This window comes from Mesorhizobium sp. M7A.F.Ca.CA.004.04.2.1 (assembly GCF_004022825.1).
In the GTDB taxonomy this organism is placed as follows: Bacteria; Pseudomonadota; Alphaproteobacteria; order Rhizobiales; family Rhizobiaceae; genus Mesorhizobium.
The window spans coordinates 1-662 of sequence record NZ_RZPH01001642.1 but is presented as its reverse complement, the minus strand read 5'-3'; the positions used below and the strand labels follow the sequence as shown (position 1 = coordinate 662).

The following is a 662-nucleotide window of genomic DNA, read 5'->3' as shown; positions in this document are numbered from 1 at the left end:
GGCCTTCTCGACAAGGTCGGCTACCGCCGGGCGCCGCTGATGATCGATTCCCGCGTCTTCGTTGGCGGTTGGTCTCCGACGCGCGATGGTCGGCTGTCCGTCGGCGTCAGCGGTGGCGTCATTGGCTTCGGCGGCATCGTCGACCAGCGTTTCCATGGCCTGTCGCCACGGGTCGCCGAAATGCGTCGCGTGCTGCGGGATGGCCACCCGGCGCTCGCCGATTTCCCGCTCGAAACATCGTGGAACGGCCCGATCGACCGGACGGTCAGCGGCGTGCCGCTGTTCGGCGCTTTGCCCGCCAACCGCGATGTCGTCTACGGCTACGGCTTTTCCGGCAATGGCACGACAATGGCTTATATCGGCGGCGAGATCCTCACCGGCCTGCTGACTGACGGCGAATCGGAACTGACGCATTCGGCGCTGGTGCGTCCGGTGGCGCGCGGTTTCCCGCCCGAACCCTTTCGCTTCGTCGGTGCGCATTTCGTCCGTGGCGCGGTGCGTCGGCGCGACGATCTCGAACATGCCGGGCGCAAGCTGAATCCGGTGACGAGATGGCTCGCCGGGCTGGCCCCGTCCGGCGTCACTCCCTCCAAAGCCAATCTTCGCGCAAAGAAAGGATGACAATGTCCAAGGCCAGGATTTTCAAGCACAGCGAGTTGACT

At 65.4% G+C, this 662-nt stretch carries 1 protein-coding gene; it reads left to right on the top strand.

Going from position 1 to position 662, the window contains the following annotated elements:
- The coding region (locus tag EN893_RS36680) for an FAD-dependent oxidoreductase (RefSeq protein WP_128362295.1) at positions 1-621 on the top strand (621 nt) is incomplete at its 5' end.
- Positions 622-662: the final 41 nt, after the last annotated feature.